The sequence below is a fragment of the Erythrobacter sanguineus genome (genome assembly GCF_900143235.1).
Classification (GTDB): Bacteria; Pseudomonadota; Alphaproteobacteria; order Sphingomonadales; family Sphingomonadaceae; genus Erythrobacter; species Erythrobacter sanguineus.
Genome location: NZ_FRDF01000009.1, coordinates 113,345 through 140,329 on the forward strand (window position 1 = coordinate 113,345; position 26,985 = coordinate 140,329).

Annotated in this window: 25 protein-coding genes; 17 read left to right on the forward strand and 8 right to left on the reverse strand. The window is 64.7% G+C overall.

The annotated features are described in order from the left end of the window. The first annotated feature begins 34 nt into the window (after window positions 1-34). The 4 genes from recN (at window position 35) to BUA05_RS08975 (ending at window position 6,009) form a co-directional block, all read left to right on the forward strand. Window positions 35-1,702 carry a DNA repair protein RecN gene (gene recN, locus BUA05_RS08960; protein WP_072674328.1) on the forward strand — a complete coding sequence of 556 codons (1,668 nt, stop codon included), beginning with the start codon at window positions 35-37 and terminating at the stop codon, window positions 1,700-1,702. Beyond that, on the forward strand, window positions 1,702-3,948 hold the full coding sequence (gene ligA, locus BUA05_RS08965; protein ID WP_072674330.1) for an NAD-dependent DNA ligase LigA: 2,247 nt from the start codon (window positions 1,702-1,704) through the stop codon (window positions 3,946-3,948). Before recN ends, ligA begins: the two co-directional genes overlap by 1 nt. Continuing rightward, window positions 3,948-4,466 carry a CinA family protein gene (locus BUA05_RS08970; RefSeq protein WP_084662556.1) on the forward strand — a complete coding sequence of 173 codons (519 nt, stop codon included), beginning with the start codon at window positions 3,948-3,950 and terminating at the stop codon, window positions 4,464-4,466. Before ligA ends, BUA05_RS08970 begins: the two co-directional genes overlap by 1 nt. Before the next feature lie 340 nt (window positions 4,467-4,806). Next, on the forward strand, window positions 4,807-6,009 hold the full coding sequence (locus BUA05_RS08975; protein WP_158093697.1) for an energy transducer TonB: 1,203 nt from the start codon (window positions 4,807-4,809) through the stop codon (window positions 6,007-6,009). Window positions 6,010-6,551: 542 nt separating this feature from the next. Here BUA05_RS08975 and BUA05_RS08980 read toward each other — a convergent pair. Both BUA05_RS08980 and BUA05_RS08990 read right to left on the reverse strand, forming a co-directional pair. Then, on the reverse strand, window positions 6,552-7,436 hold the full coding sequence (locus BUA05_RS08980; protein ID WP_249025671.1) for a 50S ribosomal protein L11 methyltransferase: 885 nt from the start codon (window positions 7,434-7,436) through the stop codon (window positions 6,552-6,554). Window positions 7,437-7,699: 263 nt separating this feature from the next. After that, on the reverse strand, window positions 7,700-8,425 hold the full coding sequence (locus tag BUA05_RS08990; RefSeq protein WP_072674338.1) for an SDR family NAD(P)-dependent oxidoreductase: 726 nt from the start codon (window positions 8,423-8,425) through the stop codon (window positions 7,700-7,702). Window positions 8,426-8,533: 108 nt separating this feature from the next. On the opposite strand from BUA05_RS08990, the gene sdhC reads away from it, so the two are divergent. From sdhC to BUA05_RS09020, 6 genes are all read left to right on the forward strand, one after another. Continuing rightward, window positions 8,534-8,914, forward strand: a complete 381-nt coding sequence (sdhC, locus tag BUA05_RS08995; RefSeq protein ID WP_072674340.1) for a succinate dehydrogenase, cytochrome b556 subunit — start codon at window positions 8,534-8,536, stop codon at window positions 8,912-8,914. 13 nt (window positions 8,915-8,927) lie between these two features. Further along, window positions 8,928-9,314, forward strand: a complete 387-nt coding sequence (sdhD, locus tag BUA05_RS09000) for a succinate dehydrogenase, hydrophobic membrane anchor protein (RefSeq protein WP_072674342.1) — start codon at window positions 8,928-8,930, stop codon at window positions 9,312-9,314. Continuing rightward, window positions 9,314-11,182, forward strand: coding sequence for a succinate dehydrogenase flavoprotein subunit (gene sdhA / locus BUA05_RS09005; protein ID WP_072674345.1), 1,869 nt, complete (start codon window positions 9,314-9,316; stop codon window positions 11,180-11,182). The genes sdhD and sdhA overlap by 1 nt, the downstream gene beginning before the upstream one ends. 73 nt (window positions 11,183-11,255) lie before the next feature. Then, window positions 11,256-11,732: a hypothetical protein gene (locus tag BUA05_RS09010; protein WP_072674347.1), complete on the forward strand. Its 477-nt coding sequence runs from the start codon at window positions 11,256-11,258 to the stop codon at window positions 11,730-11,732. Window positions 11,733-11,818: 86 nt separating this feature from the next. Next, window positions 11,819-12,442, forward strand: coding sequence for a hypothetical protein (locus tag BUA05_RS09015; protein WP_143150283.1), 624 nt, complete (start codon window positions 11,819-11,821; stop codon window positions 12,440-12,442). A 33-nt stretch (window positions 12,443-12,475) separates the two neighbouring features. After that, window positions 12,476-13,510 (forward strand): C13 family peptidase, encoded by a 1,035-nt coding sequence (locus BUA05_RS09020; protein ID WP_072674351.1) that lies wholly within the window; start codon window positions 12,476-12,478, stop codon window positions 13,508-13,510. Here BUA05_RS09020 and BUA05_RS14355 read toward each other — a convergent pair. The 3 genes from BUA05_RS14355 to ypfJ form a co-directional block, all read right to left on the reverse strand. Continuing rightward, a complete protein-coding gene (locus BUA05_RS14355) occupies window positions 13,464-15,092 on the reverse strand; it encodes an esterase-like activity of phytase family protein (protein WP_178139163.1) in 1,629 nt (542 codons plus the stop codon). The two genes, BUA05_RS09020 and BUA05_RS14355, sit on opposite strands and share 47 nt — an antisense overlap. Window positions 15,093-15,466: 374 nt before the next feature. Further along, window positions 15,467-15,997: a hypothetical protein gene (locus BUA05_RS09035; protein ID WP_072674446.1), complete on the reverse strand. Its 531-nt coding sequence runs from the start codon at window positions 15,995-15,997 to the stop codon at window positions 15,467-15,469. Further along, window positions 15,966-16,835: a KPN_02809 family neutral zinc metallopeptidase gene (gene ypfJ / locus BUA05_RS09040; RefSeq protein WP_072674353.1), complete on the reverse strand. Its 870-nt coding sequence runs from the start codon at window positions 16,833-16,835 to the stop codon at window positions 15,966-15,968. The genes BUA05_RS09035 and ypfJ overlap by 32 nt, the downstream gene beginning before the upstream one ends. Window positions 16,836-16,933: 98 nt before the next feature. Between ypfJ and BUA05_RS09045 the strand changes: the two genes are divergently transcribed. The 5 genes from BUA05_RS09045 to BUA05_RS09065 all read left to right on the forward strand — a co-directional run bounded on the left by BUA05_RS09045 (window position 16,934) and on the right by BUA05_RS09065 (window position 22,479). After that, entirely contained in the window at window positions 16,934-17,686 is a 753-nt protein-coding gene (locus BUA05_RS09045; protein ID WP_072674355.1) for a 3-hydroxybutyrate dehydrogenase, read from the forward strand. Next, a complete protein-coding gene (locus BUA05_RS09050) occupies window positions 17,683-19,188 on the forward strand; it encodes a M28 family peptidase (RefSeq protein ID WP_072674357.1) in 1,506 nt (501 codons plus the stop codon). Before BUA05_RS09045 ends, BUA05_RS09050 begins: the two co-directional genes overlap by 4 nt. An 85-nt stretch (window positions 19,189-19,273) precedes the next feature. Then, the gene (gene guaB, locus BUA05_RS09055) at window positions 19,274-20,728 is read left to right on the forward strand and encodes an IMP dehydrogenase (protein ID WP_072674359.1); all 1,455 of its coding nucleotides are present in this window, start codon (window positions 19,274-19,276) and stop codon (window positions 20,726-20,728) included. Window positions 20,729-20,737: 9 nt separating this feature from the next. After that, window positions 20,738-21,916 (forward strand): RsmB/NOP family class I SAM-dependent RNA methyltransferase, encoded by a 1,179-nt coding sequence (locus BUA05_RS09060; RefSeq protein ID WP_072674361.1) that lies wholly within the window; start codon window positions 20,738-20,740, stop codon window positions 21,914-21,916. A 62-nt stretch (window positions 21,917-21,978) separates the two neighbouring features. Continuing rightward, window positions 21,979-22,479, forward strand: a complete 501-nt coding sequence (locus tag BUA05_RS09065; protein WP_245790149.1) for a tetratricopeptide repeat protein — start codon at window positions 21,979-21,981, stop codon at window positions 22,477-22,479. 12 nt (window positions 22,480-22,491) lie between these two features. Here the strand turns inward: BUA05_RS09065 and BUA05_RS09070 are convergent, their stop codons facing one another. From BUA05_RS09070 to BUA05_RS09080, 3 genes are read right to left on the reverse strand one after another with little or no spacing between them, the layout of a single operon-like run. Next, window positions 22,492-22,953, reverse strand: a complete 462-nt coding sequence (locus BUA05_RS09070) for a DUF6194 family protein (protein ID WP_084662559.1) — start codon at window positions 22,951-22,953, stop codon at window positions 22,492-22,494. A 4-nt stretch (window positions 22,954-22,957) separates the two neighbouring features. Then, window positions 22,958-23,452: an RNA pyrophosphohydrolase gene (locus tag BUA05_RS09075; protein ID WP_072674365.1), complete on the reverse strand. Its 495-nt coding sequence runs from the start codon at window positions 23,450-23,452 to the stop codon at window positions 22,958-22,960. After that, complete coding sequence (locus BUA05_RS09080) at window positions 23,449-24,399, reverse strand: alpha/beta hydrolase (RefSeq protein WP_072674367.1); 951 nt, start codon at window positions 24,397-24,399, stop codon at window positions 23,449-23,451. Before BUA05_RS09080 ends, BUA05_RS09075 begins: the two co-directional genes overlap by 4 nt. Before the next feature lie 110 nt (window positions 24,400-24,509). On the opposite strand from BUA05_RS09080, the gene BUA05_RS09085 reads away from it, so the two are divergent. Beyond that, the gene (locus tag BUA05_RS09085) at window positions 24,510-25,466 is read left to right on the forward strand and encodes a metal-dependent hydrolase (RefSeq protein ID WP_072674369.1); all 957 of its coding nucleotides are present in this window, start codon (window positions 24,510-24,512) and stop codon (window positions 25,464-25,466) included. A 112-nt stretch (window positions 25,467-25,578) separates the two neighbouring features. Then, complete coding sequence (locus BUA05_RS09090; protein ID WP_072674371.1) at window positions 25,579-26,964, forward strand: cryptochrome/photolyase family protein; 1,386 nt, start codon at window positions 25,579-25,581, stop codon at window positions 26,962-26,964. Window positions 26,965-26,985 lie beyond the last annotated feature (21 nt).

The following is a 26,985-nucleotide window of genomic DNA, read 5'->3' on the forward strand; positions in this document are numbered from 1 at the left end:
GGGGCGCGGACGCTGCGCTATCGCCTCTGCACCCATGCTGACCCGGCTTTCGATCCGCAACATCGTCCTCATCGAAGCGCTCGATCTTGATTTCGTGCGCGGGCTGGGTGTGCTCACGGGGGAGACGGGGGCGGGCAAGTCGATCCTGCTTGATGCCTTGGGGCTGATCCTTGGCGACAGGGCGGAAACCAGCCTTGTGCGCGCCGGGGAGGATAAGGCATCCGTCACCGCCAGCTTTGAATTTGCCGCACTGCCCGCTGGCATTGCTACCGCGCTGGATGACGCAGAAATTGCCATCGAACCGGGCGAGCCGCTGATGATCCGGCGGCAGGTCAAGGCCGATGGCCGGTCAAAAGCCTTGATCAATGATCAACCCGCCAGCGTCGCGCTGCTGCGCGAACTTGCCCCGGCGCTGGTCGAACTGCACGGGCAGCACGATGACCGCGGTCTGGTGAACCCGCGCGGGCACCGGGTGCTGCTGGATCGTTATGCCAGCACCGATGCCGCCGGGCTGGAGCGCGCCTATGCCGAATGGGCCAGGGCCGAGGCGCAATTGTCCGAAGCGCGCGCGGCGGTGGAGCAGGCGCGGGCCGATCAGGATCTGCTCATCGCGTATCTGGCTGAACTTGCTGCGTTGGAACCGGTCGCGGGCGAGGAAGCGCGCCTCGCCCTGACCCGCGCCGATATGCAGAAGGGCGAGAAGCTGGCGGGCGAGCTCGAAGCGCTGCGTCATCTGTGGGACGGATCGGATTCGCCGCTGGCGAGCCTGCGGGTGGCCGCGCGCAAGCTTGACCGCATCGCCGATCAGCACCCGCTCTTGACCGAGGCGCTGGCCGCATTGGACCGCGCGGTGATCGAGGCGAGCGAGGCTGAAGACAAGCTGCGCCTTGCGGCCGAGGCGCTCGTCCACGATCCGCATGAACTTGATCGCGCCGAAACCCGCCTGTTCGAACTGCGCGCCGCCGCCCGCAAGCACCGCTGCGAGGTCGATGATCTGCCCGAACTGGCCCGCACCATGCGCGCCCGGCTGGACGCGATCGAGGGGGGCGAGGCGCAGCTCGATGCGCTGGAAGCCGCCGCCAAGGAAACGCGCAGCGCTTATGTCGCGGCGGCAGAGAAGGCGCACGCAGCGCGGGTGGCAGGTGCGGGAAAGCTCGACAAGGCGGTGGCCGCCGAGCTTGCGCCGCTGAAGCTGGATGCCGCGCGGTTCCTGACGCAGGTTTCGACGCTGCCCGAGGATCGCTGGAATGCATCGGGCATGGACGCGGTGGAATTTTTGGTTTCGACCAACCCCGGCGCGGATTTTGCGCCCTTGGGCAAGATCGCGAGTGGCGGAGAATTGTCGCGCTTCATCCTCGCGCTGAAGGTCGCACTGGCGGAAAAGGGCGGGGCGGCGACGATCATCTTCGACGAGATCGACCGCGGCGTGGGCGGAGCGGTGGCATCTGCCATCGGCGAGCGGCTGGCGCGGCTGGCGGCGCAGGAAGGGCAATTGCTGGCGGTGACGCACTCACCCCAGGTCGCGGCGCGGGGCGGGCAGCATTACCTGATCGCCAAGGCCTCCAGCGGGATCGTGACAAAAACCAGCGTGGTGCTGCTCGATAGCGCCGGGCGGCAGGAAGAAATCGCACGCATGCTGTCGGGCGCAGAAGTCACGCCAGAGGCGCGGGCGCAGGCGGATCGGTTGCTGGAGGGGGTGTGATGGGCGGTGCGACCCTCACCGAAGCCGAAGCCGCCAATGAACTGATGCGGCTGGCGCGTGCCATCGCCAAACACGACCGGCTCTACCACGCCGAGGACTCGCCCGAGATTTCCGATGCGGAATATGACGCGCTGGTGCGCCGCAATGCGGAGCTGGAAGCCGCCTTTCCGCACCTGATCCGCGAGGACTCGCCCTCGCGCAAGGTCGGCCATGCCATCGCCGCCTCACCATTGGGCAAGGTCGCCCACGAGGTTCGGATGATGAGCCTCGACAATGCCTTTTCGCCCGATGAAGTCGCGGAATGGCTGGCGCGGATGCGGCGGTTTTTGAACCTGCCCGAAGGTGAGCCTCTGGCCATCACCGCTGAGGACAAGATCGACGGGCTATCCTGCTCGCTGCGTTACGAAAACGGCCATCTGGTGCGCGCCGCGACGCGGGGTGATGGACAGGTGGGCGAGGATGTGACGGCGAACGTCGCGCATATCCCCGACATCCCGCAAACACTCCGTTCGTCTCGAGCGAAGTCGAGAGACTCGGCTGGAGAAGGCGTCTCGACTTCGCTCGACGCGAACGATCAAGGGGACGGCACATGGGACGGCCCCGAAGTGTTCGAAGTGCGCGGGGAGGTGTATATGGAAAAACAGGCCTTTACCGCACTCAATGCTGCGCAGCATGAAGTGGGGGGAAAGCTGTTTGCCAACCCCCGCAATGCGGCTGCCGGAAGCCTTCGGCAGAAGGATGCGAGCGTCACTGCAAAACGCCCCTTGCGGTTCTGGGCGCATGGCTGGGGGGCGGCTTCGGAAGTTCCGGGCCGCACCCAGGCCGAGGTTGTTGAAACCCTCAAGGCGTGGGGCTTCCCCGTCTCGCCGCTGTTCACCCGGATCGAGGGCGATGCTGACGAACTGATCGCGCATTTCAACGCCATCGGCGCAGCGCGTCCGGCGCTGGCCTATGACATCGACGGGGTGGTGTACAAGCTCGACCGGCTCGACTGGCAGGGACGGCTCGGTTTTGTCGCCAAGGCTCCGCGCTGGGCGCTGGCGCACAAGTTCCCGGCGGAGCGCGCCGAAACCACCGTGCAGGGGATCGATATTCAGGTTGGCCGCACGGGTAAGCTGACCCCTGTCGGCAGACTCGCTCCGGTGCTGGTGGGCGGGGTGACGGTCACCAACGTCACGCTCCACAACCGCGACGAGATCGCCCGGCTGGGCCTCCGCATCGGCGACCGAGTGGTGATCCAGCGCGCGGGCGATGTGATCCCGCAGGTAGTCGAGAACCTCACCCGCGAAGAAGCGCGCCCCGCGTTCCCGTTCCCCGATCACTGCCCCGAATGCGGCAGCGAGGCCGTGGCGCAAGAAGGCGAGGTCGATGTGCGCTGCACCGGCGGCCTGATCTGCCCCGCACAGCGCACCCAGCGGCTGGAACATTTCGTTAGCCGCAAGGCCCTGGATATCGAGGGGCTGGGGGAGAAAACTATCGCCCAGTTTTTCGCGCTCGGGTGGCTCGAAAGCCCGGCGGATATCTTCCGCCTGCGCAAACGGCGCAGCGATATTCTCAGCCTTGAGGGCTGGCAGGAAAAGTCGGTCGACAACCTGCTCGCCGCGATCGAGGCCAAGCGCACCCCTGATGCCGCCCGCCTGCTGTTCGGCCTCGGCATCCGGCATGTCGGCGAGGTGACGGCGCGCGACCTGATGAAACATCTGCATGAATTGCGGCTGGTTCAGGCCATGGCGATGCTTGCCAATGCGCCCCGCCTGCCGTTCGCCTCGAGCGAAGTCGAGAGGCAGATGCGCGAACGTGTCTCGACTTCGCTCGACATGAACGGGGATGTAGCGGCACAGGCCCTTTCAGAACTCACCGCAATCGACGGCATCGGCCCGGCCGTGGTCGAGGCGCTGGGCGATTTTTTCCACGAACCGCACAATGTTGCGGTCTGGGAAGACTTGCTCTCTCTCGTCGAACCGCCCCGATATGAAGTCAAAACCATTGCCAGCAGGGTCGCCGGAAAAACCGTTGTCTTCACCGGCAAGCTTGAAACCATGAGCCGCGACGAGGCCAAGGCGCAGGCTGAACGGCTGGGCGCCAAGGCGGCGGGCAGCGTCAGCGCGAAAACCGATCTGCTGGTCGCCGGGCCGGGGGCGGGGTCGAAGATAAAGAAAGCCGCCGAGCTCGGGATCGAAGTGGTGGACGAGGCCGGCTGGGCGGCGATTGTGGCCGAGGCGCTTGGAGGGGAAGGGGGCCTTTGATGGATCTCCTGCACGAACTCCATCCGCAGGCATTACGCATCGCCGCATTGCTCCGGGCGCGGGGCGAAAAGGTCGCGGTGGCCGATGGCGCAACCGGGGGCTTGATCGCCGCAACCTTGCTCACTGTTCCGGGCGCGCTCGATTTCTTCGTCGGCGGCGGGGTGGTCTATTCCTTGCGCGCCCGCGATGTGCTGTTCGCTCTCCCGCGGGATGCCTACAAGGGAATGCGGGGTGCGAGCGCGGACTATGCGATGCTGCAAGCCCGTGCGATCCGCGACAATTTCCACAGCCAATGGGGCTTGGCGGAAAGCGGATCGGTGGGCGGATCGTCTCACCCGTCAGGCGCGCCCGCCGGACGCAGCGTGGCGGCACTGACCGGGCCGGACGGGGAGCGCACCCGCCTGCTCGAAACCGCCAGTGACGACCGGATCGCCAACATGGCCGCCTTCACCCGCAATGCGCTGGAGGCCTTCGAGGATGCCCTGCGCGGCGCTGGCGAGCGCGCAATCAAAGAATGAATTTCACAAGCATTGCCGGACTTTGCCATTCCGATTCAAGTACTTGCGATTCGTTCAGGCTATAACGGATGATTGGTGCAATCCCAAATACGGCATGGCGGCCTTGACCGTCTGGCCGCCAAAAGCTGCCGTTCAGGAAACGACCCCGAAGCTGACGTGGGTGGCTCTTAGGACGAGCCTACGTTTTCGCCCGCCGAAGCCCGGTTGGGACAGAAGCTTGATTGAAGGACCAATCGGGCCGGTGGGCGCAGTTCAGCCCAGAGATTTGTTGGGGACTTCAAAGGGTAGCGTGCTTCTGCTACATTGCAGCATGATCGCTCGGAAACTGAAGGGTGCTTGGATGATCAGGATCGCAACCGCCAGCGCCGCTGCCTTGGCTTGTGTGCTCGCGCCGCAGACTCCCGGTGCCGCACAGTCTGGGCTGCCATTACCTCGAAGCATGAACCCAGTGAGGATTAAGGTCACGCCGATGGCGTCAGGGGATCTCGTGCTCTTATGGAACAACGGCACTGTCACGTGCGACAGCGGCGTGGTGGAGGCGGCGGAATGGGTCGCTCCCCATCTGCAATTCTCAAAAAAGGAGCTAAGCAAATACCCTGTAACCGTCGGATTTGCGATCGACGAAAAGGGCCGAGCGGTCGATATCAGGGTTCTTGAGGGCGGCTATGTCGCGGGCAAGTTGGAAGCCTCCTTAGACCCAGAGAAGAACACACTGAAACTTTCGGCGGACAAACTCCTTGAGAGCCTTTCAGTTCGCGACCTGATGCCTTCCCTGCGCGCCAGCCGCTTCGCGATGGATGCACCGCAAACCGGCTGCCGCGTCACCTACGCACCTGAGTATGTTGCAACGGCGGACCTCCCTCGGAGTGAGCTCGCTAGGATTGCCGCCGTTCCGGGGATAAAGATTGGTTCCTCGCAACATGATCAGCTTGCCGAGGGCGATTGCAATACGGTGGGATGGCCCGCTTATTCGCTTCGCGCTTATCCCGATTGGCGGGCGATCACGGCACGCGATGGCGCACGCAAGTGGAACTGGATTGGCTTCGATATTGATGAAGAAGGCGTGCCGATCAACGTCACCGTCATTGCTTCTTCGGGGCATGACGATCTCGATCGGGAAAGCCTGCGTGCGATCAGCCAAAATCGCTTCGCTGAAGGTAAGCGCGCCGGATGCGCTACGCCGTGGTGGCGCAATCCAGGTGTGATCCCCGCACCTCCATTGCCAGAGGACAGCACGTTTAGGGAATACCAAGATTGTAGTGCGCACCGCCAGTGGGCTGTTGCTCCCAAACTCACATTCCCGCAATCCTACAACGAGCGCGCGATAGAAGGCTGGGCAGTGCTGGGGTTTGACATCGGTGCGGACGGGGCGATCAGCAACATCACCGTTTTGTCAGCCCAGCCCAGCGAGGAATTCGGTGCTGCCGGTAAGGCCGTGCTGCAATCAGCAAGCTTCGAACGAGACGACGAGGCACAAACCCGCTGCATCGAGCGGGTTAGATTCGCAATCAGCAAGCCAAAGAGCGCGGCTCCCGAAAGCTAGTGCACCTGAACGAGCGAACCGCTTTCGTGCGCGACCCGGTCTTTTAAGGTGATTGCCCGGCAGTTTTTTGTATGCGGTCCGGGATAGCGGACTTTCAACTTTCCACCCAGACCCGGTCATGAGCCAGACCGACGCACGATCCCGAAAGCGGCGCGGCGGCTTTGCCTCTGCCCTGAATATTTCCTGCCTTTCAGGTTCAGACCCCAATGCGGTCGTTCAGCACTCACGCCTTCCCGGGCTTGACCCGGGACCCCGCTTCTTTCTTGTCTTGCATCGAAAGGCAGTGGGGCCCCGGATCAAGTCCGGGGAAACGATAAATAGGGTTGTCGCCTTCCCACCCAAACCCTGTCATCGCACGCACGATATGGTCATTCCAAAAGCGGTCATTGCTCAAGTCTGGGCTGACCGTTTCAGGCAGTCCGGGACTAATACCAGCGCGCTAAGATGCTGACGCATCACGCGCTGGAAATGCTCAAACGCCGCATGGGCTTAACCAAGGCCCGATGAGTCAAGCTCATCGAGCATTGGGATAGGCCGTTCGCTTAACGCATCCGCCGCCGCCGCAGCCACAGGATCGCCCAGTCGCCGCGTTGCAGCCGCGCGCCGAGGCGGAAACCTGCCAGCCGCATCGCGCGTCTGACGGCGGCCTCCTGCTCGCCTGCCAGCAATCCTGCCAGCAGCAGGCTGCCGCCCGGCATCACCGCCTTGCCGAAGTCCGGCGCCAGTTCGACCAGCGGCCCGGCTAGGATATTGGCGATCAGGAGGTCGTAAGGCCCGCGCACCGTGATCAGCGGATCGTCCATCCCTTCGGCCACCACCATCACCGCTTCGCCCGGCTTCGGGCCTAGCGGAACCCCGTTGAGCGCTGCGTTGTCCTCGACCACCGGCACGCAGACCGGGTCGATATCGGTGAGGGTCACTTTCGCCCGCGGCCACAGCGCCAGCGCGGCGAAGCCGAGCAGCCCGGTGCCGGTGCCGATATCGGCAACATTGCGCGCCAGCACGCCGCGGGCCTTCATTGCGCCCAGCATTTCGAGACACCCTGAAGTGGTGCGGTGCTGGCCGGTGCCGAAGGCCTGGCTGGCGGGAATGACGAAGTCGATGGTGTCCGGGTCTGCGGGGTGATCGGGCGTGTGGACATGGAACCGGCCAGCGCGGATCGGCGGCGTGCCCTGCTGGCTCAGCGTCACCCAGTCTTCAGTTGGCAGTTCCTCGATCGTGATTTTGGGCGCCTTGCCTTGGAACAATGCGGCAAGGGCGGTTTTCTGCGCCTTGCCGGGTTTGTTTGGATACCATCCTTCCAGCACCCAGTCGTCCGGCCTGTCTTCGGCGACCTCGCGCCCCGCAATGACCAGTTCGCCATCCCAGTCGTCGATTCTGTCATGCGCCAGCAGCGCTGCCTGCACTTGCTGCTTTCGTTCGTGCAACGAAAGTTTCCAAGTTGTTGTCACCGATCCATCCCCTTTTCATTCCTGCACTGCGGCATCTGGCCCATGCTCCCCCCAAAGCAGGCAAAATCAATTCGGCCTGTGCCGATCTTGCCAAAGACAAAGATCCAGCGCGCCGCGGTTATTCGATGATGGACGCGAGAAGGTCACGGCAAATTGCGACCGCGCAAAAAAATTACAATTGGCAGCGGGCATGATCGGAGCTTGGTCGCGCTAGGGCGGGCCGCAATGGCGGCGGCCAGTCAGCGCACAAAGCTCGCGCCGTTGGCGTCGATTACCGCGCCGGTCATGCTGGGCGGGGCGTCGAGCGCGCAGAAGGCGATGATGGCAGCGATCTCGTCAGGCGTGGCGACCCGGCCCAGCGGAATATCCGCCAGCAGCCCCGGCCCGCCGCGGCTTGCCAGGTAATCGCCCGCCATGCTGGTATCCGTGAACCCCGGCGTGATAGCGAAGCTCAGGATGCCGTCTTTCGCATAGGCGCGCGCAATGGTCTTGTGCATCGCCACCATCCCACCCTTGGCCGCTGCGTAATGCCAGTGCGCGGGCGAATCCCCGCGATAGGCGGCGCGGCTGGCGACATTGACCAACCGCCCGCCGAAACCGCGTTTTTGCCAGTGCAGCACCGCCAGCCGCGAAAGTTGGGCAGCAGAGGTAAGGTTGACCCGCAAGGTATCCTCCCACGCATCGAGCCATTCGATGTCGGAACGATCGAGCCGGCTCGCCTCGAACCGCCCGGCATTGTTAACCACAGCGTCGATTTCACCGCCGGCCAGATCAAGTGCCTGTTCCCACAGCGATTGAACGCTCAGCGGATCGCTGAAATCGGCGGCGATGATCGGCACGTTGCCCGCCACTTCCGATTGGGGGCGTGAGGCGTGGCCGATCACTTTCGTCCCGCGCGTCGCAAGCGCTGCCAATGCCGCCCTGCCGATTCCCCGGCTCGATCCCGTGACCAGAATGTATCCCATGCAATCGCCTATCCGAAACTTTGCAAGCTGTGTCCACCGCTCACCGCTTGCCTCATGCAGCGAGAACGCTAAGTGGGAGGCATATAACAGGGACCAGTTGGGATCACGATGAACCAAAGACCGCTTTCTCCCCATTTGCAGGTGTGGCGCTGGGGGCCGCACATGCTGGTATCGATTCTCCACCGTGCAACCGGTGACGGCATGGCGCTGGTGGGCCTCGGCGTGCTGGTGTGGTGGCTGGGGGCGCTGGCCAGCGGGCCGGGAGCCTATGCTAATTTCCAGGCGATCATGGGTTCGATTCCCGGTATGGTGGTGCTGGTGGGTCTGTCATGGGCGTTCTTCACCCACATGATGAGCGGGCTGCGCCACTTCGTGCTCGATATTGGTGCGGGGTATGAACTGGATACCAACCGCATGTGGTCGATCGCCTCGCCGGTGATCGCCATCTGTCTCACTGCGGGCTTCTGGGCCCTGATGCTGCTGCGCTGAAGGGGGCGGAACAATGGGTAACGGAACTTCCATAGGGCGCGTGCGCGGTCTTGGCGCGGCGGGCGAAGGCGCGCATCACTGGCTGGTGCAGCGCACCACCGCGATCGGCAATCTGGTGTTGATGGCGTGGCTGCTGGTCAGCTTCGCCATGCTCGGCGATTTCGGCTATGACAGCGTCAGCGCGTGGCTTGCCCAGCCGATTGCGGCGGTGCCGATGATCCTGCTGGTGATCAGCCTGTTCTGGCATGCGCGGCTTGGCCTGCAGGTGGTGATCGAGGATTACCTCCACGATACTGGCTCCAAATTCGCAGCCATCTCGGTACTCAATCTCGCAACTATCGGCGGCGGCGCCTTTGCCATTTTCAGCGTTGCCGCGCTCGCATTCGGAGGACAGGCCTGATGGCTACGTCAGCAGCAAGCGGCACCGCCAATGATGTGGGCGGGGCCCACCTCAAGGGTGCCTATACGATCATCGATCACACCTATGATGTCGTGGTCGTGGGAGCAGGCGGTTCCGGCCTGCGCGCTACCATGGGCGCAGCCGAAAGCGGCCTGCGCACGGCCAATATTTCCAAGGTGTTCCCGACCCGCAGCCATACCGTGGCGGCACAGGGTGGCATCGCGGCGAGCCTTGGCAACAATTCGCCCGATCACTGGACCTGGCACATGTATGACACTGTCAAGGGGTCTGACTGGCTGGGCGATCAGGACGCGATCGAATATCTCGCGCGCGAGGCCCCGGCGGCAGTCTATGAGCTGGAACACGCTGGTGTGCCGTTCAGCCGCAACGCCGATGGCACGATCTATCAGCGCCCGTTTGGCGGCCACATGCAGAACATGGGCGCCGGCCCCCCGGTGCAGCGCACCTGCGCCGCGGCTGACCGCACCGGCCACGCGATGCTCCACGCGCTGTATCAGCAGAGCCTGAAATACGACGCGGATTTCTTCATCGAATATTTCGCGCTTGATCTGATCATGTCGGACGTGGGCGGCGAGAAGAAGTGCGTCGGCGTGATGGCGATGTGTCTGGATGATGGCACGATCCACCGTTTCCGCGCGCAGTCGGTCGTGCTGGCGACCGGCGGCTATGGCCGCTGCTATTACACTGCCACATCGGCGCACACCTGCACCGGTGATGGCGGCGGGATGGTGCTGCGCGCGGGCCTGCCGTTGCAGGACATGGAGTTCGTGCAGTTCCACCCGACCGGAATCTACGGCGCAGGCGTTCTCATAACCGAAGGCGCGCGCGGGGAGGGCGGGTATCTCACCAACTCCGAAGGCGAACGGTTTATGGAGCGCTATGCGCCCTCAGCCAAGGATTTGGCCAGCCGCGATGTCGTATCGCGTTCGATGGCGCTCGAAATGCGCGAAGGGCGCGGCGTGGGGCCGGATGGCGACCACATCTACCTGCACCTCGATCACATTGACCCCAATGTGCTGGCCCAGCGCCTGCCGGGCATCACCGAAAGCGGCAAGATTTTTGCAGGCGTCGATCTGACCCGCCAGCCGCTGCCCGTCACCCCGACGGTGCATTACAATATGGGCGGCATTCCTTGTAACTATCACGGACAGGTCGTGACCCTCGGCCCGGACGGCAACCCCGATCACGTGATCCCCGGCCTTTACGCCGTGGGCGAAGCGGCGTGTGTTTCGGTGCATGGGGCCAACCGCCTTGGCTCGAATTCGCTGATCGATCTCGTGGTGTTCGGCCGCGCAACCGGCCACCACCTGCGTGACAGCATCAAGCCGAACGCGAAGCAGCCCGAACTGCCCGCCGACAGCGCCGATTTCGCGCTGACCCGGCTCGACCACTTCCGCTATGCGCAAGGTGGCTCGCCCACGGCGCAGATCCGCAGCGAAATGCAGAAGGCGATGCAGAAGCACTGCGCCGTGTTCCGCGATCAGAAGCTGATGGACGAAGGCGTGGCCAAACTGGCCGAGCAGAACAAGCGGATGGAGGACATCCACGTTACCGACAAGTCGCTGATCTGGAACTCTGATCTGATCGAAACGCTGGAACTCGACAACCTCATGAGCCAGGCCAACGTGACGATGGCATCGGCCGCGAACCGCAAGGAAAGCCGCGGCGCCCACGCGCACGAGGATTTCCCCGATCGCAACGATGCCGAGTGGATGAAGCACACCATCGCATGGTTCGACGGCTGGGGCGGGCGCGGCAGCAACAGCCGCATCGATTATCGTCCGGTGCATGAGTACACGCTGTCGGACGATATTGCTTATATCGAGCCCAAGGCGCGGGTCTACTGAGATAGGGAAGGTCGTCCTTCCCCCTTGGGCCGGCTATGCCCTGCTGGCGTTCTTCGCCGCAGGGCTGGCCGCCATGGCCTACAAGGGGATCGGCGAGCGGGCTTACCGCTTCTATCTCGAAGAGACCGGGTCTGTCGTCACGGGCGAGGTGGTCGGCCACCGGCTCTATCGCTGCGGTGGTATTCGCTGTTCGCGCAAGATTTTTGTCGAGGGCGGATATGGGAGCGCCCAATTCGAGGCTTTTCTCGAACGATGCCTCGCAAGACCGAGAAGCAATTGCCACACGGATCTGGTCGTCCGGTTCGCCTATGACGGGAGACCGGTCGAAATAGAAGGCAAGGTCGGCAAGCGGGACTTCGGCCAAATCGCGCCGGGCAGCACCATCGCCGTGCTGGTGAACCGGGATCACCCCGAAACGTCATTGCTGCGCGACCACAATCCGGAAGGCTTCCTGTTCTGGGTCGCCTTGATCATGCTCGCCGTCGTGTCGCTTCTGGCCATGGTCCTATTGCCGCGCCCTTCGCGCCGCAGGCGCTACGCACGCCGCTAGGGATTGGGCCAGCCCATTGCGATCCGACTGCCTATCTCGCGCGGCCAGGATGCTCGCCCCGACCCGACACTTGACCGTCTTTCGCCATGCAGGCAGCTACGGCCATTGATGAACCAAACCCGTCCCTTGCTCGCACCTTTGCTTGCGCCCGCCCGCGCGAGGCATGGCTGATGCCCCCCGGTGGCAAGGTCGCAAAGCGGCTGTCGTGGTACTGGCAGGTCGAAATCGCCAATGCCGCTCTGGTTCCGGCTGGCTTCGTTATCATTGCCTACCTGAATGGGGCGAGGTTGGGCTGGCCGACCTTCGCCGCGCTGGTCCCGGGGTGCGGGCTGCTGATCATCGGCGGGCTGTACTGGCGCGGCAAGCTCCATGCCTTGCAGGGCGACAAGGCCGCGCTGGACAAGGCGCTGGCCGTGGCCGACCGGTTCGACCGGCCGCTGTTGCTGCTCACCATCGCTGCCTGCCTGTTGGCGGCAGCGGGCTTTATCCCGCCGCTTCGGGAAAGCGACGGGGGTGAACGCTGGGCTGTGCTCATTGCAGCGCTGCTCGCGCTCGCGGAATATGTGAACTACTACCACCGCCAGCTCCAGCATTTCGACAACTGGCCCGATTTTCAGCGGCTGATTACCGGCAGGGGCTTTCGTCCCGCAAAGATGGCGGTGGATCTGGCGGCATGGCGCGCAGCGAGGCAGAAACGACAGGCCGCTTGACGAGGCGACGGGGGGCAGGCAGCTTCTTACCCGATGAACAGGGGCTGGATCATCGCAGGGATGCTGGCGGCATTGCTCGCGGCCCCGGCGCTTCCGCGATCTCCGCCTGCCAACTCCGCCCAGCCGCCGCCCCACACCGCGCCGTTTCCCGATCTCGGCAGCGGAGAGGGGCGGGCCGAGCGGCGCAAGTCCTACGAGATGGGGCCGGAATTGCAGCGCGGGGTGTCCGCGGTGCAAATGCGCGAGCAGCAGCGGCGGTTGGATGCCGCGCTCGTCGCGCTTCAGCCGCACACGCCCGGCACGCCTGACGCCTTCGTGGTAACCGTCGCGCTCGACAGCGATCCGGTCTTCGCCCGCGAGGCGCGCGAGGCGGGGCGGGTGCTGGCGGCACGCTATGGGGCCGGGGGGCGCACGCTGGTGCTGGCCGGGCCGGACGGCGCAAGAGATGATGCACCCCACGGCTCGATCTCCGCGCTGGTGCTGGCGTTGAGCCATATCGGCAGCCTGATGGAACCGTCCGAGGATGTGCTGGTGCTCTACACCACCAGTCACGGGATGGATCTGGGGCTGGCCTATCACTACGGCGATACGGGCTACGGCATCCTCTCGCCCGCGCGCCTGAAATCCGCGCTGGAGGAGGCGGGCATCCGGCGCCGCGTGCTGATCCTTTCGGCGTGTTATTCGGGCGTGTTCGTGCCGCTGCTCGCCGGGCCGGACACCGCGATCCTGACCGCCGCGGCCAGCACCCGCACCTCGTTCGGCTGCGCGGCGGAGAATGACTGGACCTTTTTCGGCGACGCGCTGATCAACCGCGCGCTGCGCCAGCCTGTCTCGCTCGAGGATGCCTCGCGGCTGGCCGGGCGGTCGGTGGCCGAATGGGAAACCACGGCGCGTGTCCTCGCATCGCTGCCGCAGACCAGCATCGGAGCGGGGGCAAAGGGCTGGCTGCCGCAGATCGAGGCCGGGATGCCGCGCATCGCCAGCGCGCCGGTGGGGCGGCCCGCCTTCGATCCGGCGGCCTTCACTCCGCCGGTGGTGGCGGAGAAGGTGCGCGGCGGGCGGAAATGATCCTGACCGGCTTTGCCAACATCTCGCCCTTCATCCAGCCTTCGCCCTTGTCGGGGGCGATCGCGCTGGCATGGATCGCGGCAACCACGTCCATCCCTTCGGTCACGTAACCGAACACCGCATAGCCATTGTGCCACACCGGATCGCTTGCCGAAGGATCGGCGTCCAGCCCGGTCTGGTCCTCGATCATGATCGAGAAATCGCCATTGGCGCTGCCCGGCTCGCCCATTGCCATCGACAGCGCGCCGTGGGTGTGGGTGAGGCCGGTCTGGCTGGTGGGTTCATGCGCGATGCCGGGCAAAATGCGCTTGGGATCGAACTGGGTGCCGCCTTGCAGCAAGCCGTTGGGCCGGGGTTCGCGGTCCAGCCGCATCGCGCGGTAGAACACCGTTGCGTCAAAGCGTTTCTCGTCGACATAGCGCAGGAAGTTCCTGGCGGTGACGGGCGCGCGTTCGGTTTCCAGCGCGATGGTGATGTCGCCCATTTCGGTGGTCAGCACCACGCCGACGCTGGTCGCCTCAGGGAAGGGGCGGGTGCCGGGGCGCTCGGTCGCTTTGGTGGCGGGCGCGGCGGCGATCACGGTGGGCGCGCCAGGGGGCGGGGCGGTGCCCTTGACCTCGAACTTCATCAGCAGCGTGCGCTGGCATCCGGCGCGCTGGCCTCCATCGCAATTGCGGAAATTGTCGTCCGAGACGAGGTAGAGGAAGGTGCGCCCAGCCTCCTCGCGCACGGCCAGTCCTTCGAAATTGTCGAGCAGCAGCGGCGGGGCAAGGATGGCGAGGGTTTGCGGCTCGCCATCGAGGGGCAGCGCAACAATCGCCGCGTGGTTGCCCACGCCCGGTGTGTAACTGCGGAACAGGACATAGCAGGTATCGTCCGGCTTGCAGGCCGCATCGGTCGGCACACCGCCGAATTCTGCGATCCCTTCCGGGGCAGGGAGGTTGAAGGGGAATACGCCGCCCATCGAGGCGTGAACGCAATTCGGGCGTTCGGTTCCGGCCCACTCGCCGCACGCGATCAGGGTGTTCTCGCCTATCGCCAGCGTTTCGAGGCCGCCATTGGGCTTGGCGGTGCGCATCAGCTCCACAGCCGCACCGAGATCGTCCCGCGCGCCGGTGTCTGTAGCCGGGCCGCCAAGCGCAGCATACTGCGAGATGCGGTGATCCTGCTCGAATGCGACCAACCATTCGCCCGTCGGTTGCCGCGTTATGGCCTCGGCATCGCTGCGCGCCTTGCCGCCAAGCTTGTTGCCTTTTTCGTCAAGCAGGTTGCCGATCCGCACCAGCGAGACATCGACCAGCCGCCCCTGCACATCCTCCGGGGTCAGCACCAGCCAGCGCCCGTCATCGGCCACGGCATAAAGCTGGCCGTCCCACCAATCGAGCCCGGATATGCCACCGATATTCGCCTTGTCGGGCGCAATTTCCACACCGCCGCGAAAGATCAGATCGCCGACTTCGTAGTCAGGCTCGCCTGTCGCCAGCTCGACCGGGGTGGTGAGCGGCAGGAACTCCTCGGCTTGCGCCAGAGCTGGTGCGGCAAGAGCGAGGAAGATGGCGGACAGGAGCACGCGGATTGTCATCGGTCCGAACATATCGGCGCTTTATCGGTGCGCAAGCGGGCAAAGCGCGGCTGGAACCTCGCCGGGGTCAAGGCTCTGCTTTCGCGCCCCGTGCAGAAAGGCGCGATTGCCGCCGCACCTGATAGCCGGCGCTACAGCTTGCCATCACCGCCGGCATCACCGCGCCGCTGTCGCGTCCGGTGCTGGGCGAGAATTCCATCATCCTCCGCCTGAGGAGCCTTTCGGTGTTGCAAATGCCCTCCCGCTCTAGGGGCATCGAGCAGGCGCGCGGCGAAACTTCCCGCAGCCGAGACCTGTCCGGGGCGATCAGGCGCCGCATGCTCAACCAAGCCGACGGGCAGATTGCCCCATGGAAAATGGCGGAGGGCCAGGCGTTATTCGGGCTTGGGCCGCGCGGGATATTTGCACCCACGGCCCATGCCCAGACCTTTCAGGAAGCTGCGCCGCGCCATTCCCGCCGTATAGGCGGCGCGCAACAGCCGTTCGCTATCGGCCGCGCCCGATACCTCGCGCACGATCCCCCGGAAGGGGATGATCGATCCGACCACGCTCTGGCCCAGCTTTCCCATGTTGACATCGGGCAGGCCTTTCTTTCCGTCGGCATCGGTTGCGGCAATATCGTAATCCGCCCCCAGAACCTGATCGAGCACGGCAATATCCGCGACGATCGCGTTGCAACTCGTCATCCGTGCGGTCTCGTAGGGGTCGCGCACCGCGAACCGTAGCGGTTCCGGAATGTCGCGCGCGTCGATATTGAGATCGCGAAGCGGGGTCTTGGCGACTTCTTCGGCATCGGGATCGGGCATGACCTGGGCGGTTGCGGGCAAGGCCCGCCCGCCCGCCAGCACGCAGGCGCCCAGACCCTGCGCGAGCCTATTCGAAAAAGACGTTGCAGACTGTATCATCATTGCTCTCCAGTCCCAGCCTCAGCGCTGCCATGCGCTGGCGGCTGGTGCCGTGGGTGAAATTTTCAGGGTTGATGCGCTGTCCGGCGCCGCGCATCAGCGTGTCGTCACCGATTGCGCTGGCGGCGGCGAGGCCTTCTTCCAGATCGCCCCGTTCGATTCTTTCGCGGTTCTTGCCCGCCCACATCCCGGCATAGCAATCGGCCTGCAGTTCCATCGCGACCTGCAGCCGGTTGGACTGCGATGGATTGCGCTGCTGGGCCGCACGCACCTGTGCGGCCAGCCCGGTGATATTCTGGATGTGGTGGCCATATTCATGCGCAATCACGTAAAGCCGCGCGAAATCACCGCCGGTGCCCGCCATCTGCGCCAACTGGTCATAGAAGCTGGTGTCGATATAGATGCCCTTGTCCGCCGGGCAGTAGAACGGCCCGACCGCCGATGACGCGCTGCCGCAGCCCTCGGTCGTCACCTGCCCGCCGCGATAGAGATCGAGCACCGGGCGCACGAAGGGGATATTGTCGCGCTGGAAGGTCGTTTCCCATGTGGCATTGAGGCTGGCGAGCGCGGCGCAGGCTTCGGTGGCATAGGCGCTGCTGTTGCAGACTTCGGCCTCGCTCATGTCGCCGCCGCCGCCGCCTGCTGCAGCCGGGGCGGCCTGCTGCTGGACGCTATCGATCACGCCAATGGTCTGCATCGGGTCGATCCCGAACACCAGCGCCCCGATTGCCGCGATCACCAGCGTGCCGCAGCCGATCCCGCCCGCGCGGCGCACCCCGCCGCCGCCTCTGCTTGAGCGAACCTCGATATCCGACGTGTCGAAGGGCCCTAGCCGCACCCGTGTATCCTCCCGTCCGTTCAAATTGCTGGACAGCCGCCGGACAGGCGGCAAAAGCGTTACGTCAGCGGCATGATTCAGTGCAGGAGTTCCCGCCAATGCTCAAGGAAAAGCGCGCCCTCGTCACCGGCTCGACCTCGGGCATAGGGCTGGCGATTGCCCGCGTGCTGGCAGCCGAAGGGGCCGAGGTGATCCTCAACGGACTGGGCGATCCCGATGAGATTGCTGCGCTTTGCGATGAGATGGGCGCGACCCATAATGGCGCGAACCTGATGAATCCCGATGAAATAGCGCAGATGATGGCGGACATCGGCCCGGTCGATATTCTGGTCAACAATGCCGGGATGCAGCACGTCTCCCCGGTCGAGGAGTTTCCGCCCGAAAAATGGGATGCGATACTGGCCTTGAACCTGTCGGCGGCGTTCCACACCACGCGCCTCGCCGTGCCGGAAATGAAGGCCAAGGGGTGGGGCCGGATCATCGCCACGGCCAGCGCCCATTCGCTCACCGCCTCGCCGTTCAAGAGCGCTTATGTCGCGGCCAAGCACGCCATGGCGGGGTTTACCAAGACCATCGCGCTGGAACTCGCCACCCACGGCGTCACTGCGAACTGTATCAGCCCCGGCTATGTCTGGACGCCTCTGGTCGAAAACCAGATCCCCGACACCATGGCCGCGCGGGGCATGACCCGCGATCAGGTGATGAATGATGTGCTGCTGGCGAAGCAGCCGACCAAGAGCTTTGTCCTGCCCGAAGATGTCGCCGCGCTGGCGCTGTTCCTGTGCGGGGATGCGGCGCGGGGCATCACCGGCGCGAATTATACCATCGACGGGGGCTGGACCGCCGAATGAGCCTGTTGCGCCCGCGGCTGTTGGTTGTTCTGCTGGCAAGTCTGGTGCTTGCCGGCTGCGCGCGGACGCCGGTGGCGAGCGTGCCGCCATCGGAACGGATCGAAATTGAACAGCGCCTGCGCGCCGATATCGCGATGCTGGCGAGTGATAACTTCGGTGGGCGCAAGCCCGGTACGGCGGGCGAGGAAGCGACACTTGCTTATCTTGAACAGCGGTTTTCCGAGACCGGGCTGCTGTCTGGCACCGGCGATCCGGGCAGTTACTGGCGGGCGCCAGTCGATCTGGTCGCGGCCACGCCGAAATCGAGCCGCCTGCTGATGGCGCTCGGGCGCAACGCGCTGGTGGTGCCCGAGGAAGAAGGCATTGCCTTCACCCGCCGCCGCCGCGCGCTGGCAGCAGGTGGCCCGGCAACCGGCGTGCCGGTGGTGTTTGTCGGCGATGGCGAAGGGCCGGTTTCCCCCGATAGCGTCGCAGGCGCGGTGGTGGTAATGTTGGGCGCACGTGGGCCCAAACCTTCGCGGATGGCCGAACCCTTCCGCGAGCGGGCGACCGCAGTGCTGACGGTGCTGCCCGATCCCGAGGCCATTGCCGATCTGCGCGCCGCGAATGCCACTGAAACGCTGCGGCTGGCGAGCGAAGAGGTCGACACGCTATCTGCCTATATCACTGAGGCCACACTCGGCCGCGTGCTGGGCGAGGCACGCTGGCAGCGCCTGAAGGCCCGCAGCAGGGAAGCGGATTTCACCCCGATCGAGATCCAGCTTTCGATCACCATCGAGGCCAGCGCAGAGCGGCGCGAATTTGTCAGCAGCAACCTTGTGGGCCTTATACCCGGCAAGGCATCGGGCACGGGCGCGGTGCTGCTGCTGGCGCATTGGGATCACCTGGGTGAATGCGGCCCGCCCGATGCCATCGACCGGATCTGCAACGGTGCAGTCGATAATGCCAGCGGGTTGGCGGTGATGCTTGAACTGGCGCGGCGGCTCAAGGACGGTCCGCCGCTGGACCGCGATATCTATGTGCTGGCGACCAGCGCGGAGGAAGCCGGACTGCTTGGCACCCGCGCCTTTGCCAAGGCGCCGCCATTGCCGCTTGGCAGCATTGCCGCGGCGTTCAATCTTGACATGCTGGCGCTGGCCCCTGCGGGCGCGCCGGTAGGCTTCATCGGGCGCGGACGTTCCCAGCTGGATGACGTGATCCTCGCCGAAATTGCGCGCAGCGGACGCAGCACCGGCGACAAGCTGCTGGCGGAGAGTTTCGTCACCCGGCAGGATGGTTGGGCGCTGCTCGAACAGGGCGTGCCCACGGTGTTGCTGTCGAGCGCCTTTGGCAGCCGCGCGGTGCTGCGCCCGTTCCTCGACAGCGGCTATCACCATCCCTCGGACCAAGCGGGGTCGATCGAACTGGGCGGGGCGATCGACGATCTGCTGCTGCACGAGGCGCTGGTGCGCATTTTTGCCGATCCGGCGCGCTATTCTGGCCAGAGCGCGGTGCAGCCCTAGCGCAATCGTGAAACCGCGGTTACATGGGCCGCCACGATTCTCCCTTTGGTGGAGAACCCCTCTCGCGATGCAGAAAGTGGTACCCATGGATATCCCGCTTGGCCTGACCTTCGATGACGTGCTGCTCCGCCCGGCGGAAAGCGGTGTGTTGCCGAGCATGGCCGATACCTCGACCCGGCTGACGCGCGACATTGCGATGAATATCCCGGTGCTGTCCTCGGCAATGGACACGGTGACCGAGGCTGACATGGCGATCGCGATGGCGCAGCTGGGCGGAATTGGTGTGTTGCACCGCAATCTCGACATTGATCAACAATGCGCTGCTGTGCGCGCGGTCAAGCGGTATGAAAGCGGTATGGTGGTGAACCCCATCACTATCGGGCCCGATGCCACTTTGGGCGAAGCGCAGGCGATGATGACGCAGCACCGCATCAGCGGCATTCCGGTGACTGACCGCGATGGCAAACTGGTGGGCATTCTCACCAACCGCGACGTGCGCTTTGCTGAAAACCCGATGCAGCCGGTGCGCGAGCTGATGACCACCGAAAACCTCGCCACCGTGCCGCTTGGCACCGGGCAAGAGGACGCGCGCCGTCTGCTTCATCAACGCCGGATCGAGAAGCTGCTGGTGGTCGATGATGCGTTCCGCTGCATCGGCCTGATCACAGTCAAGGATATCGAAAAGGCGGTGAATTATCCCCACGCGACCAAGGACGGCGCTGGCCGCTTGCGCGTCGCGGCGGCCACCACCGTCGGCGATACCGGCTTTGCGCGGACAGAGGCGCTGGTCGATGCCGAGGTCGACGTGATCGTGATCGACACCGCTCACGGGCACAATATCGAAGTCGCCCGCGCGGTTGAGCGGGTCAAGAAGCTGTCCAATGCGGTGCAGGTTATCGCGGGCAATGTCGCCACCGCCGAGGCGACCCGCGCGCTGGTTGATGCAGGCGCCGATGCGGTCAAGGTCGGGATCGGGCCGGGGTCGATCTGCACCACCCGCGTGGTCGCAGGCGTGGGCGTGCCGCAGCTGACCGCGATCATGGAAAGCGCTGCCGAAGCCGCCAGATCGGGCGTGCCGGTGATTGCCGACGGCGGCCTGCGCACTTCGGGCGACGCGGCCAAGGCGCTGGCGGCGGGCGCTTCCAGCGTGATGATCGGATCGATGCTGGCAGGCACCGCCGAAAGCCCGGGCGAGGTGTTCCTCTATCAGGGCCGCAGCTACAAGGCCTATCGCGGCATGGGCTCTGTCGGTGCGATGGCGCGCGGCAGCGCCGACCGCTATTTCCAGCAGGACGTGTCCGCGATGAAGCTGGTACCCGAAGGCATTGAAGGGCAGGTGCCGTTCAAGGGGCCTGCTTCCGACGTGGTTCACCAGCTGGTTGGCGGGGTCAAGGCGGCGATGGGCTATACCGGCTCTGCGACCATTGCCGACCTGCAAAGCCGCGCGCAATTCGTGCGGATCACCAATGCCGGGCTGTCCGAAAGCCATGTGCATGATGTGGCCATCACCCGAGAGGCACCCAATTATCCAACCCGTTAGGTCTTTTTCATGACTCCCGCCGCCCGCGTTCAAGCGGCGATCGAGTTGCTAGATGTGATCATCCCCGCCGCGCGCGGGAAAGGCGCGCCGGCTGATCGGATCATCGCCGAATATTTCCGCGCGCGCCGCTATGCCGGATCGAAAGACCGGCGGGCGGTGCGCGACCTGGTCTATCACGCGATCCGCCTGTGCGGCCCGGTGCCGGTGAACGGGCGCGCCGCGATGCTGGCGGTGGCGGCGCAGGACGAAAGTATCGCGGCGCTGTTCGATGGATCGCCCCACGGCCCCGCGCCGCGCACCGAGGATGATCCGGTCGCCAAGACCGGCCTTGCGCCCAAATGGCTCGCCGCCGCGCTCCGGACTTCCGGACTGGGCGGGCCGGAGATGGCCGCGCTGATGGGCCGCGCACCGCTCGATATCCGGGTCAATGCGCTCAAGGCCGACCGCGCTACCATTGCGCTGCCCGAAACAGGCGAACCGCTGGCCGCACCGCAAGGCCTTCGCTTTGCCTCGGGCACACAGGTCGAACAGTGGGATGTCTATACCCAAGGCCTGATCGAGGTGCAGGATCATGGCAGCCAGTTGATCATCGAGGCGCTGCCGGTCGCCGCGGGCGATACCATCATCGATCTGTGCGCGGGTGCGGGCGGCAAGACGCTGGCGCTGGCGGCAAGGCTCGGCAATGCGGCGAGCATTATTGCCGCCGATACCGACAAGCGGCGGCTCGGCAATCTGGCCCCGCGTGCGGAGCGGGCAGGGGCGCAGATCGACCATGTTCTGCTGCTCGATCCGACCCGCGAAATGCGCGCGCTCGGCAATTGGGCGGGCAAGGCGGATCACGTGCTGGTGGATGCGCCCTGTTCGGGCAGCGGGACGTGGCGGCGTAGCCCCGAAGGCCGCTGGCGGCTTGATCCGGCTGAACTGAAGCGATTGAACGCGCTGCAGGACCATGTGCTGGATATCGGCTCCTATCTTGTGCGTCCGGGCGGGACGCTGGTCTTCGTCACCTGTTCGGTGCTCGATGCCGAAGGGACCGAGCGGATTGCCGCCTTTCTGGCCCGTCATCCCGGCTGGCAGGCTGAGCCGCTGGCCTTTCCGCTTGGCCGCGCACGGGGGCAAGGCTGGCGACTTGACCCGTTCCATGACAGCACGGATGGTTTTTTCGTCGCAGGCTTGCGTTCACCATGATAGTATGGCCACTTATGGCCCAGCCTTCCGGTTCCCGGTCTCTTGCACTGAAGGAGCTTCTCATGCGTTTCGCGCCCGCTGCCGCTGCCTTGTCGTTGTGTTTCGCAATGACTGCGAGCATTACCAGCGCCGGACGCGGTGATGCGCCCGATCCGCGTGCCGCAGCACTGATCGCGCAGGGCCAGGCGGCGTTGCAGGCGGGTGAGACGCAGGCTGCGATTGATGCATTCGAAGCCGCGCTGGCGGTTGATCCGGGCTATACGGCGATCTTCATCGACCTCGCCGACGCCGCCCGGCAGAGCGGGCTTCAGGGCAAGGCGATCCGCTATTACCGCGAAGCGCTGGAGCGTGAGCCGGGCAATTTTGCTGCGATTTCGGGCGAAGGGGCGGCGCTGGCCGAAAAAGGCGCGGTCGAAAAGGCCAAGCGCAACCTTGCCCGCCTGCAAAGCCTGTGCGGGGAAACCTGCCCGGAAACTGTAGCGCTGGAAAGCACTCTTGCCAGCGGCCCTTCGGCGCGGCTGGCGGTAGAAACCGCGGCTGAAGGCACCGCTGTCAGCAACTGACGCGCCGCTGGGCTACCGTGCCCGGCGCAGCCGCTGTTCGAATGTCGTTTGTGCCCGCGCATGGGCATCAGCAATCAGGCTGCGGCACCGCTGCCAATGGGCCTCTCCGGGCGAAAGGATCGCCATCCAAGCCATCCAACCATAGACCGGGTGCGGGGTGAGCGCGTCCAGCGCTGTGAAATCCCATGGGCCTTTGATGCACTCGCCCTTGGCCGGACGCGCCGGGGGCGGCCCGAAGACCGAAACGAAGGTCGCGCGCTGTGTTCCGATGTTCAGCCGCCATACCCCGGCGCGGGTCAGGTCAGATGCGCGGTCGTTATCGCCGTCGGCCAGCTTGATCGTAGCGAAATAGGTGCCGCGTGCGAATTTGCGGCCGGGATTGTAGAAAAACGCGGTCTCGCCCCATGCACTCGCCGCCACCACATCAGGCAAGCCTGCAATATGGGCGGAAACTTCGTCCGGGGTGATAGACATGGGGTTAACCTTTCCAAGCTTGGATCAGCGGACCGAATTCTGCCACGAGCGCGGCGTAGACGTCACGTTTGAACGGTACGATCAGATCGGGCAGCTGTGCTGGCTCAACCCATTGGTATGCTGCGAATTCGGGCGGATCATGCGCTTCCAGATCAATATCGGCATCGCTGCCGAGGAACCGCCCGAGGAACCAGTGCTGTTCCTGCCCGCGATATTTGCCTTTCCACACCTTGCCCAGCAGCTCGGGCGGCAGGTCGTAGAGCATCGGGCGCGAGGCGGGAGCAACAACCTCGACCAGATGCGCGCCGATCCCGGTTTCCTCTTCCAGCTCGCGCAGCGCCGCATCGCGCACATCCTCCCCCTTGTCGATCCCGCCTTGCGGCATCTGCCAGAAGCCATGTGCTGACTTGTCGATCCGCTCGCCGACGAAGACGAGGCCATCGGCGTTCACAAGCATGAAGCCCGCGCAGGGGCGATAGGGCAGGCCTTCGCGGTTCATGCAGGGTTCGCCAGCATGAATTGCATTGCCGCAATCACCCGCTCAAGGTCGTTCTGGGTGCTTGGCACCGCACCGCGCAGGTTGGTGAAGGAATGCGTCACCCCGCGCATTTCAAGGAAAACGCAATCGCGTCCGGCATCGATCAGCGCCTTGGCATAGGCGCGGCCCGAATCGCGGATCGGATCCAGGCTGGCGGTCACGACGATGGTCGGCGGGGCGCTGCTGTGGTCGGAAAGGATCGGAAAGCCACGCGGGTCGGCGCGGTCAGCGGCGTAGGCGGCATCGAAAAAGCCCATGGTGTCGGCGGTGAGCAGGAAGCCTTCGGAAAAGGCCGCCATGCTTTCGGAGCCATTGGCATCGGCCACCAGAGGGAAGATCGGCACTTGCAGCACCACCGGCACGGCAGCGGGGTTCGCGCCCAGCAATTGGCCGACCACCACGGTCGCATTGCCGCCTGCGCTGTCGCCGATGGTGATCAGGCCGGTCGCTTCGCGGCCCAGTTCGGCGGGGCTGCCCGCCACCCAGCGCGTTGCTGCTTCGCAATCGAGGATTGCGGCGGGGAAGGGCGCTTCGGGTGCAAGGGCATAATGCACCGCGACCACCGGCAGATCGATCAGCGCGGCGATCTCGCTGCACAGCGCGTGATGCGTGTCGAGATCGCCGATCACGAATCCGCCGCCATGATAGAACATGATCACCGGGCCGGTTTCGCGGCTTTCGCGGGCGTCGTAGAGGCGCAGCGGAATGTCACCATTCGGGCCGGGGCAGGAAAGGTCACGGATAACCGCAAGGTCGCGTGCCGGACGGTCGGCGATATTGTGCATCGCCTGATAGGAAGCGCGTGCCTCTTCCAGCGTCATGTCGACAAGCTTTGGCCCTTCCACCGCTGCCATCATGTCGAGGAAGGCTTGCATGTCTGGACGGATATAGGGTGTCTGGTCGGTCATGTGATGTCTCTCTCGAAAGGTCATTCCTGGTGCGATAGGCGAGGGAAGGGGTCCTTTCCAAGCGCATTTGCACTCGCGTGGCAGCCCCGGCACGGCTAGGCGGGGAAGCAATGGATAATCTTACACATAGCCTTGTCGGCGCGGTGCTGGGGCAGGCGGGGCTGAAGCGCATCACCGGCCTTGCCATGCCTGCGCTGATCATCGGCGCGAACCTGCCGGATGTGGACGCGGCGTGTTTTGTCTGGCTGGAGGGCACCGAGCACCTCGCGTTTCGGAGAGGCATCACCCACGGCCCGCCAGCGCTGGTGCTGCTGCCATTGGTGTTGGCGGGGCTGTTGTGGGCGTTCGACCGCTGGCAGAGCCGGCGCGGAACCCGGCCCGAGACGCGGCTGCCGGTGCGCTTCGGCTGGCTTTATGCCATGGCCTTCATCGGCTGCCTTAGCCACCCGGCGCTCGACTGGCTCAATATCTACGGCATCCGCCTGCTGGAGCCGTTTTCCTCGCAATGGTTCTACGGCGACACGCTGTTCATCATCGACGTGTGGCTGTGGGCGCTGCTGATTGTCAGTGTGTGGCTATCGCGGCGGCGGGAGAATGCGGGGGCAGACTGGATGCACCCTGCGCGGGTAGGGATAATGGCGGTGCTGGGGTATATCGGGGCCAACGCAGGGCTGACCTGGCTCAACCACCAGACGCGCGGAACCATGACGGAACCCTATCCGCAAGCCTATATCTCAGCCCCCGTGCCCTTCGCATTCTGGCGGCGAGAGCAGATCGCGCAATTCTACAACGGGCGTTGGATTTCGAGCGATTGGGAAGGGGCGGACTTCGGCCATGGTTATGCCAATTCGCTGGCTTCGCAGTGCAGGATGCCGGACCTCACCGAGGCCCGCCGCACCGACACCCAGCTGAACGCCTTCCTCTTCTGGTCGCGCGCGCCCTTTGCGGTGCGTGCGGCGGATGGCTCGGTGATCCTCTACGACGCCCGCTTCTACGATCCGCGTGCAAGGGACCGGTTCTCGGTGGCGCTGCCGGATGTGGAGTGTGAGGAACTTCCCGCCCCCTGATTCGTCATTGCGAGGAACCTGAGGTGACGAAGCAATCCATGGACTGACCTTGCACCATGGATTGCCGCGGCGACTGCGTCGCCTCGCAATGACGAATGATTGAAAGACCACAATGACCCAACTCGTATGGCTGCGGCGCGATCTGCGGCTGGCTGACAATCCTGCGCTCTACCATGCGGCCAAGGCTGGGCCGGTGGTGGCTGTCTACGTCCTCGACAATGATGCGCCCAAACACCACGCCTATGGCGGCGCGTCGCGGTGGTGGTTGCATCATTCGCTCGCGAGTCTGGCGCAAAGCCTCGAGGCGCGCGGTTCCAAGCTGATCTTGCGGCGCGGCGAAGCGGTGGCGGAACTGACCAAGCTGGCGGCGGAAACGGGCGCCTCCACCATCCACGCCAACAACCACTACGAACCGTGGTGGCTGAATGCCGAACGCAAGCTGGCCAAGTCCCTCGACCTCAAACTCCACCACGGCAATTTCCTGATGCTACCGGGCAGCATCACCACCGGCACCGGCGGGCAGTACAAGATCTACACGCCGTTCTCCCGCGCCGTCCGGGCCGAATTCCCCCCGCGCGACGAACTGCCTGCGCCCGAAACCCTGTCCTCGCCCGATCACTGGCCGGCGAGCGACACTCTTGCTGACTCGAACCTGCTCCCCACCAAACCCGACTGGTCGGGCGGGCTCGCGGATTTCTGGCAGGTCGGCGAGGATGCCGCGCATGACCGCCTCGAATGGTGGCTCGATCACGTCGACGACTATGACGACAAGCGCAATTTCCCCAGCGTCGACAAGGTTTCGCGCCTGTCGCCGCACCTCCATTTCGGGGAACTTTCCCCGATCCAGATCTGGCACAAATTCAAGCACATGCGTTCGGACGGCTGGCGCACCTACGAAGGCGAGCTCATCTGGCGCGATTATGCGCAGAACGCGATCCTGCAATTCCCCGCCTACGCCTCGAAAAATTACCGCGAGGACTTCGATCGCTTCGGCTGGCGCGATACTGCGACGGACGAAGCCGCGGCGCGCGATCTGAAAGCCTGGCAGCAGGGCCGCACCGGTTACCCCATCGTCGATGCAGGGATGCGCCAGCTTTACCAGACCGGGTGGATGCACAACCGCGTGCGGATGATCACTGCGAGCTTCCTTATCAAGCACCTGCTGATTGACTGGCGCGAGGGCGAAAAGTGGTTCTGGGATACGCTGGTGGATGCCGATTACGCGTCCAACGCCACCAACTGGCAGTGGACGGCCGGGACGGGGGTCGATTCCAATATGTTCAGCCGGATCATGGCCCCGCTTACCCAGTCCGAGAAATTCGACGCGGCGCGCTATATCCGCGAATACGTGCCTGAACTGGCGAAGCTGGAGGAACCCCATATCCACGATCCCGAGGAATTCGGAAGGCGGCCCGCTGGCTATCCGCGCAAGATCGTGCCCCACAAGGCGGCGCGCGAACGCGCGTTGGCGGCCTTGAAGGCGATGAAGGACGGCTGACGATCCGCAACCCCGGGGGAC

Coding starts and splice junctions, on each gene's coding strand:
- BUA05_RS09010 (WP_072674347.1), top strand. CDS start 11,256: ATGGCCTACAAGGGGATCGGCGAGCGGGCTTACCGCTTCTATCTCGAA.
- BUA05_RS09070 (WP_084662559.1), bottom strand. CDS start 22,953: ATGTCTATCACCCCGGACGAAGTTTCCGCCCATATTGCAGGCTTGCCT.
- BUA05_RS08990 (WP_072674338.1), bottom strand. CDS start 8,425: ATGGGATACATTCTGGTCACGGGATCGAGCCGGGGAATCGGCAGGGCG.
- sdhD (WP_072674342.1), top strand. CDS start 8,928: ATGGGTAACGGAACTTCCATAGGGCGCGTGCGCGGTCTTGGCGCGGCG.
- ligA (WP_072674330.1), top strand. CDS start 1,702: ATGGGCGGTGCGACCCTCACCGAAGCCGAAGCCGCCAATGAACTGATG.
- BUA05_RS09050 (WP_072674357.1), top strand. CDS start 17,683: ATGAGCCTGTTGCGCCCGCGGCTGTTGGTTGTTCTGCTGGCAAGTCTG.
- BUA05_RS14355 (WP_178139163.1), bottom strand. CDS start 15,092: ATGACAATCCGCGTGCTCCTGTCCGCCATCTTCCTCGCTCTTGCCGCA.
- recN (WP_072674328.1), top strand. CDS start 35: ATGCTGACCCGGCTTTCGATCCGCAACATCGTCCTCATCGAAGCGCTC.
- BUA05_RS09075 (WP_072674365.1), bottom strand. CDS start 23,452: ATGAACCGCGAAGGCCTGCCCTATCGCCCCTGCGCGGGCTTCATGCTT.
- BUA05_RS09035 (WP_072674446.1), bottom strand. CDS start 15,997: ATGATACAGTCTGCAACGTCTTTTTCGAATAGGCTCGCGCAGGGTCTG.
- BUA05_RS09015 (WP_143150283.1), top strand. CDS start 11,819: ATGCAGGCAGCTACGGCCATTGATGAACCAAACCCGTCCCTTGCTCGC.
- BUA05_RS08970 (WP_084662556.1), top strand. CDS start 3,948: ATGGATCTCCTGCACGAACTCCATCCGCAGGCATTACGCATCGCCGCA.
- sdhC (WP_072674340.1), top strand. CDS start 8,534: ATGAACCAAAGACCGCTTTCTCCCCATTTGCAGGTGTGGCGCTGGGGG.
- BUA05_RS09020 (WP_072674351.1), top strand. CDS start 12,476: ATGAACAGGGGCTGGATCATCGCAGGGATGCTGGCGGCATTGCTCGCG.
- sdhA (WP_072674345.1), top strand. CDS start 9,314: ATGGCTACGTCAGCAGCAAGCGGCACCGCCAATGATGTGGGCGGGGCC.
- BUA05_RS09085 (WP_072674369.1), top strand. CDS start 24,510: ATGGATAATCTTACACATAGCCTTGTCGGCGCGGTGCTGGGGCAGGCG.
- BUA05_RS08975 (WP_158093697.1), top strand. CDS start 4,807: ATGATCAGGATCGCAACCGCCAGCGCCGCTGCCTTGGCTTGTGTGCTC.
- BUA05_RS09060 (WP_072674361.1), top strand. CDS start 20,738: ATGACTCCCGCCGCCCGCGTTCAAGCGGCGATCGAGTTGCTAGATGTG.
- BUA05_RS09090 (WP_072674371.1), top strand. CDS start 25,579: ATGACCCAACTCGTATGGCTGCGGCGCGATCTGCGGCTGGCTGACAAT.
- BUA05_RS09080 (WP_072674367.1), bottom strand. CDS start 24,399: ATGACCGACCAGACACCCTATATCCGTCCAGACATGCAAGCCTTCCTC.
- BUA05_RS09045 (WP_072674355.1), top strand. CDS start 16,934: ATGCTCAAGGAAAAGCGCGCCCTCGTCACCGGCTCGACCTCGGGCATA.
- BUA05_RS09065 (WP_245790149.1), top strand. CDS start 21,979: ATGCGTTTCGCGCCCGCTGCCGCTGCCTTGTCGTTGTGTTTCGCAATG.
- guaB (WP_072674359.1), top strand. CDS start 19,274: ATGGATATCCCGCTTGGCCTGACCTTCGATGACGTGCTGCTCCGCCCG.